Source organism: Pseudonocardia lacus, assembly GCF_018531445.1.
GTDB lineage: Bacteria > Actinomycetota > Actinomycetes > Mycobacteriales > Pseudonocardiaceae > Pseudonocardia > Pseudonocardia lacus.
Window position 1 is genome coordinate 1 of the sequence record NZ_JAHDTH010000306.1, and the last position, 6,349, is coordinate 6,349.

Genomic DNA, 6,349 nt, shown 5'->3' on the forward strand with positions numbered 1-6,349 from the left:
GGCCGGCGAACGGGGCGGGGCCGCCGGCCGTCGGCGGACCGGAGGAGCCCGGCCAGCCGGGCTCCTCGACGGCGACGTCGCCCACCTGCTCGACGATCAGCGGCGACACCGCGACCCCGTTGATCCGCTGCAGGTGCTGCAGCGCCTGCCCGAACTCCAGCGCGCTGCGCGGCCGCTCGTCCGGGTCCTTGGCCAGCGCCCGCTCCAGCACCGCGCACACGTCCGGGGGGATGCCCTTGGCGCGCAGGTCGGGCGGCGGCTCGGTCAGGACGCGGCCGATCAGCGAGGTCAGCGAGTGCTCGGCACCGCGGATGAACGGGGGCGCGCCGGCGAGCAGCGCGTAGAGCGTGGAGGCCAGCGAGTAGACGTCCGAACGGGGTGTCGGCGGCTTGCCCTCCAGCACCTCCGGCGGCGCGTGCGAGAGCGTCGCGTTGACCACGCCCGACTGCGTCTGCAGCGCCCCGCTCATCCGGGCGATGCCGAAGTCGGCCAGCACGGGCTCGCCGTAGCGGGAGAACATGACGTTGTCGGGCTTGATGTCGCGGTGCAGCACGCCCGTGCGGTGGGCCGTCTCCAGGGCGCCGCAGAGCTTGACGGCGATGTCGGCGACCCGGCGGACGTCGAGCGGGCCCCGCTCCAGCTGCTCGGACAGGGTGCCGCCCGGCAGGTACTCCATGACCAGGTACGGCGAGCCGTCGACCGTGGTGCCGCCGTCGTAGAGGGTGACGATGTAGGGGTGCTGGGCCAGCGCGCCGAGCACCTGGCGCTCCCGCTCGAACCGGGCCTGGGCGAACGGGTCGACCGAGGACAGGGTGAGCACCTTGATGGCGACGTCCTGCTGGAACGCGACCCGGCGGGCGCGGTAGACCACCGCGAAACCGCCGCGGCCGATCTCGACCACCCGGTCGAAGCCGGTGATCCGCGCCGCGGCGAGCACGCTCGTCGCGGCGTCGTTGCCAGTGGTCATCGAGGGCCAGTCGTCATCAGGGGTACGCCTCCGTGCGACGACGCTAGCAACCAGCACCGACACTCCACCCGTCCGGGGGACCCCCGAACGAGGAGCGGGAACCGCGGTGCGTCAGCCGACGGCCGCGACGACCTCGGCGACGCCGCCCGCGACCGACTTGGCCTGCTCGACCGTCGGCGCCTCGACCATCACCCTGACCAGCTGCTCGGTGCCCGATGGCCGCAGCAGGATGCGACCGGTGTCGCCCAGCTCGGCCTCGGCGGCGCGCACCGCCTCCTGCACCGAGGCGTCGGTCGCGACCCGCTGCCGGTCCGCCACCGCCACGTTGACCAGGACCTGCGGCAGCGTGGTGACCACGGAGGCCAGCTCGGCCAGCGGCTTGCCGGTGGCGGCCATCCGGGCCATCAGCCGCAGCGCCGTGAGCGCGCCGTCGCCGGTGGTGGCGTGCGCGGGCAGCACCACGTGCCCGGACTGCTCCCCGCCCAGGCTGTACCCGCCCGCGCGCAGCTCCTCCAGCACGTAACGGTCGCCGACGCCGGTGACGCGCATGGCGATCCCGGCCTCGCGCATCGCGATGTGCAGGCCCAGGTTGCTCATCACGGTGGCCACGAGCGTGTCGTCGACGAGCCGGCCGGCGTCGCGCATGGCCAGCGCCAGCACGGCCATGATCTGGTCGCCGTCGACCTCGGCGCCGGTGGCGTCGACGGCGAGGCAGCGGTCGGCGTCGCCGTCGTGGGCGATGCCCAGGTCGGCCCGGTAGGCGACGACCGCCTGCCGAAGGGGCCCGAGATGGGTCGAGCCGACCCCGTCGTTGATGTTGAGCCCGTTCGGCTCGGCGTGCAGCGCGATCACCTCGGCGCCCGCCCGGCGGTAGGCCAGCGGCGCGGCCTCGGAAGCGGCCCCGTGGGCGCAGTCGACGACGACCTTGATGCCGTCGAGCGGGGTGGGGCTGCTGCGCAGCAGGTGCTCGGTGTAGCGGCCGACCGCGTCGGGCAGATCGCGCACGCGTCCGATGGCCGCGCCCGTCGGCCGGACGGTCGGGCCGGGCAGGCCGGCCTCGATCGCGTCCTCGAGCGCGTCGGGCAGCTTGTGCCCGCCGGAGGCGAACAGCTTGATGCCGTTGTCCGGCATGGCGTTGTGCGAGGCGGAGATCATCACCCCGAGGTCGGCGTCGAGCGCGCCGACCAGGTGCGCGACCGCGGGGGTGGGCAGCACGCCCACGCGCACCGCGTCGGCGCCCGCCGAGGTGAGCCCGGCCAGCACCGCGGCCTCCAGCATCTCGCCGCTGGCCCGCGGATCGCGCCCGACGACCGCGACCGGTCGGTGCGACCGGTCGCGCTCGGCGAGCACGCGGGCGGCGGACGCGGAAAGCGCGACGGCGAGCTCCGGGGTGAGGAGCTCGCCGTTGGCCAGTCCGCGGACGCCGTCGGTGCCGAACAGCCGCCCGCCCAAGGTCAGCGCTTGCTGTACTGGGGTGCCTTGCGGGCCTTCTTGAGCCCGTACTTCTTGCGCTCGATGACGCGCGGGTCGCGGGTGAGGAAGCCGGCCTTCTTCAGCGGCGGGCGGTCCTCGGAGTCGACCTCGATCAGCGCGCGGGCGATGGCCAGGCGCAGCGCGCCGGCCTGGCCGGAGGTGCCGCCGCCGCGCAGGTTGGCGAAGATGTCGAAGCGCTCGGTCTTCTCGACCGTGACCAGCGGCTCGCGGATGAGCTGCTGGTGCAGCTTGTTCGGGAAGTACTCCTCCAGCGAGCGCCCGTTGAGCCGGAACTGGCCGCTGCCGGGCATGAGGCGCACCCGCACCACGGCCTCCTTGCGGCGGCCGACGGTCTGCACGGGGCGGTCGGCGAAGGCCGGGACCTCGGGGGCCGACAGGTCCACCTCGACGTCCTCGACGGCCTCGACGTCCTCGACGCCATCGGCGTCGAAGGTCTCGTCGAACGCGTCCTCGACGGCCTCCTCGACGACCTCGTTCTCGGGCTCGGGGGTGGTCACGGGCTGTCCTTCTTCCACAGACTCGGGTCCGGTCGCGTCGGCGCTGGTCACTGCGCGACCTGGGTGATCTCGAACGCGGCCGGCTTCTGCGCGGCGTGCGGGTGGTCGGGGCCCGCGTAGACCTTCAGCTTCTTGCTCATCGCGCGGCCGAGCTTGTTCTTCGGCAGCATGCCCTTGATCGCCTTCTCGACGAGGCGGTCGGGGTGGTTCTCGATCATCTCGCCGACCGAGCGCTGGCGCAGACCGCCCGGGTAGCCGCTGTGGCGGTACACGAACTTGTCGGTCCGCTTGTTGCCGGACACGGCGATCTTCTCGGCGTTGATGATGATGACGAAGTCGCCGGTGTCCATGTGCGGCGCGAACATCGGCTTGTGCTTGCCGCGCAGCAGGGTCGCGGCCTGGACGGCCAGCCGGCCGAGCACCACGTCCGTAGCGTCGATCACGTGCCAGGCGCGGGAGATATCGCCGGGCTTGGGGCTGTACGTGGACACGGACCTACCTCGTCGCTGTCGTCTGCTCTGCCGAGTCGCTCGGGAGCTGCCTTCGGTGCGGGGGTGCAGCGGGCGCCGGGGCCCCGATGGGCCGTCGCAGCCATGGGACCACGGCTGCGGGCATCCACCCACCGCACTGTCGAAGACCGAGGGTACCCGTCGCCGCTGAGCGGGGTCAAAACGCCCCCTCCACAGCGCGGCGGTGCGCCGGGAGCGCCCCCTCGTTCGCCCGTTCGCGCAGCCTCGTCCCGGCGCACGAGCACCGGCCCGGACGCCGCCGGGGTGGCGGTGTCCGGGCCGGTGCGGTGGGGCGGGCCGCCGGGTGGTGCGGCCCGCTGCCGATGGGTCGCGCTAGCGCCAGCGCGCGGCGTTGGCCTGCTCGACCTGGCGGTACCCGTCGTGCACGGAGCCGAGCGCGACCGCGATCTGGCTGAGCACCTGGGCGAGGTCGCCCGCGGCGGCGTCCCAGTTGCGCTGCGCGGTGCGGTACTCCTCGGCCGCGGCGCCGTCCCACGAGGCGACCAGCGGGGCCAGCATCCGCTTGAGCTCGGCGAGGCGGGTGTTGATCCGGTTGGCCGTGCCGGCGACGTCGGCGCGGGCGGCGTCGATGGCGCCGAAAGTGACCTTGATCTCAGGCATCGTCGTCCCCTCAGCCCAGCGCCGCGCGGATGCTCGACATGCCGGCCGCGTTCTGCTCCTCGTGCGCCCGGTAGTCGGCGCCGGAGGCGCTGATCGACACGCCGATGGTGCGCAGCGAATCGTTGATGACGCGCGCGTCGGCGTCCCAGCGGTCCATCAACCGGCCGAACGCCGCGGCGGCGTCGCCCCGCCAACCGCCGGCCAGCGGCGCCAGCCGGTTGCGCAGCATGGCCAGGTCCGACTGCACCGTGTCGTTCACCGAGAGGACCTCCTTGCCGGCGCGGTCCATCTCCTCGACTGTCGTGCCGAAGCCCTCGTTCACCATCAGCGATCACTCCCTGTTCGATTCCGTGACGGGAACGGTCGCAGCCGGGGGCGGGGCCGCGGGGCGGAACGGGCGAAACCGTGTGCGGGTGCAAATCCGGCGCCCTCCCGCCGAGTGCCAGGAAGCCACCCCCAGGACGTCGGACGTCCTGGAGGTGGCTTTCCTGACGATCGGACGCGGCCGGTCAGCCGCCCTCGTCCGGCGCCTGCGGGGCCCACGCCAGCTGGATCCGCCGGGCACCGCGGCGCCGGTCGACCAGGACCCCGCGACCGGGCGGGCCCGGGGCCGGGCGGACCGACTCGACCAGCGCGCCCTCGTCCGGGCTGCCGTTGAGCACCAGCCCCGGCGTGCCCAGCTCGCGCAGCCGCCCGAGCACCGGGTCGAACAGCGACCGCCCCGCCCCGCCGCAGCGGCGCGCCAGCACGACGTGCAGGCCCACGTCCTTGGCCTGCGGCAGGAACTCGGCCAGCGCCAGCAGCGGGTGCGGCACACCGCCGCCGGGGGCGACCAGGTCGTAGTCGTCGACGAGCAGGTACACCTCCGGGCCGCTCCACCAGCTGCGTTCGCGCAGCTCGCGGGCCGTCACCTCGGGCCCGGGCAACCTGCGGCGCAGCGACCCGGCCACCTCCGCGGCGACCTCGGCCGTGGCGTCGGCGGTGCTCGTGTAGCCGATCAGGTGCGAGTCGGGGACCGCGCCCAGCAGCGTGCGCCGGTGGTCGACGAGCACGATGCGGGCCTCCTCGGGGCCGTGCCGCTCGGTGATCGCGCCGGCCAGCAGCCGCAGCAGCCCGGTCTTGCCGCTCTCGGCGTCGGCGAAGCAGATCAGGTGCGGCTCGACGGCGAAGTCGACCGCGACCGGGGCGAGCTCCTCGTCGACGCCGATCGCGATGCCCGACGGCGCCGCGGGCAGCTCGTCGACGCCGACGAGCTCGGGCAGCAGCCGCACCGGCGCCATCGCGGGCCCCGACCAGGCCCGCGCGACCGCCTCCACCAGCGCCGTGGTGTCACCGGCTCCGGCGGCCAACCGCGGCGCCGCGACGAGGGCGGGCGCGGCGTCCGGGGCGAGCGCGTGACCGGGCCGGCACGGGACGGCGGCCGCCGCCCTCCGGTCGATCTCGGACTCGGCAGGCTCGCCGAGCCGCAGCTCGACGCGGCTGCCGATCAGGTCCTTCAGCGCCGGGCGCAGCTCGCTCCACCGGGTGACCGACACCGCGAGGTGCAGCCCGTAGGCCAGCCCCTGGGCGGCCAGCCCGAGCAGCCGCTGCTCCACGTCGTCGAACTCGCCGCCGCGCAGCGTCAGGTAGCCGTCGACGACGAGCAGCAGGTCGGTGGCCGGCTCGTCCGGGAACTCCCCTCCGGCCCGCCGGGCGCGGAACACCTCGACCGAGGCCACGCCTGCGTCGCGGAAGAGGCGCTCGCGGCGGGCCAGGGCCGCCGAGAACTCGGCGACGGTGCGGCGCACGAGGTCGGGCTCGTGGCGGTCGGCCACGGTCCCCACGTGCGGGAGCCCGGTCAGTGCCGCCAGCGCGCCGCCGCCGAAGTCGAGCGCGTGCACCCCCAGCTGGGCCGGCGTGTGCGTCAGCGCGAGGCCCAGCACGGTGCTGGCCAACGCGGTCGACTTGCCCGAGCGCGGGCCGCCCGCGACGGCCAGGTGGCCGCTGCCACCGGCCAGGTCGACCACCAGCGGGTCGCGCCGCTGCTGGTAGGGCCGGTCGACCAGGCCGATCGGGACGCGCAGGTCGGCGCCGCCGGGCGCGCGCAGGCCCGTCCCGGCCAGCTCGACGACCTGGCCCAGCACCTCGTCCAGCGGCGGCGGGTCGGCCAGCGGGTCCAGCCACACCCGGTGCGCGGGCGGGCCGTCGCCGGCCATCGCGGCGAGCACCGTGTCCAGGACCGTGGGCGCGCCGGCGTCGTCGGGGGGCGGCTGCGGCGCCCG

The 6,349-nt window shown here is 75.0% G+C and carries 7 protein-coding genes; all 7 read right to left on the reverse strand.

Annotation, left to right across the window (positions count from 1 at the left end):
- A partial coding sequence (locus KIK08_RS36310) for a serine/threonine-protein kinase (protein ID WP_214407851.1) occupies positions 1-967 on the reverse strand: 967 nt, incomplete at its 3' end.
- A 111-nt stretch (positions 968-1,078) separates the two neighbouring features.
- Complete coding sequence (gene glmM / locus KIK08_RS36315; protein ID WP_214407852.1) at positions 1,079-2,419, reverse strand: phosphoglucosamine mutase; 1,341 nt, start codon at positions 2,417-2,419, stop codon at positions 1,079-1,081.
- 2 nt (positions 2,420-2,421) lie between these two features.
- The gene (rpsI, locus tag KIK08_RS40725) at positions 2,422-2,958 is read right to left on the reverse strand and encodes a 30S ribosomal protein S9 (protein WP_214407853.1); all 537 of its coding nucleotides are present in this window, start codon (positions 2,956-2,958) and stop codon (positions 2,422-2,424) included.
- A gap of 47 nt (positions 2,959-3,005) precedes the next feature.
- Positions 3,006-3,449, reverse strand: a complete 444-nt coding sequence (gene rplM, locus KIK08_RS36325) for a 50S ribosomal protein L13 (RefSeq protein ID WP_214407854.1) — start codon at positions 3,447-3,449, stop codon at positions 3,006-3,008.
- Positions 3,450-3,800: 351 nt separating this feature from the next.
- Complete coding sequence (locus KIK08_RS36330; RefSeq protein WP_214407855.1) at positions 3,801-4,088, reverse strand: WXG100 family type VII secretion target; 288 nt, start codon at positions 4,086-4,088, stop codon at positions 3,801-3,803.
- A 10-nt stretch (positions 4,089-4,098) separates the two neighbouring features.
- Positions 4,099-4,413 carry a WXG100 family type VII secretion target gene (locus KIK08_RS36335; protein ID WP_214407856.1) on the reverse strand — a complete coding sequence of 105 codons (315 nt, stop codon included), beginning with the start codon at positions 4,411-4,413 and terminating at the stop codon, positions 4,099-4,101.
- 184 nt (positions 4,414-4,597) lie between these two features.
- The coding region (eccCb, locus tag KIK08_RS36340; protein WP_214407857.1) for a type VII secretion protein EccCb at positions 4,598-6,349 on the reverse strand (1,752 nt) is incomplete at its 5' end.

Bases quoted from the DNA above. Each gene is read 5' to 3' on its own strand.
- KIK08_RS36330 (WP_214407855.1), bottom strand. From the start codon at position 4,088: ATGCCTGAGATCAAGGTCACTTTCGGCGCCATCGACGCCGCCCGCGCC.
- KIK08_RS36335 (WP_214407856.1), bottom strand. From the start codon at position 4,413: ATGGTGAACGAGGGCTTCGGCACGACAGTCGAGGAGATGGACCGCGCC.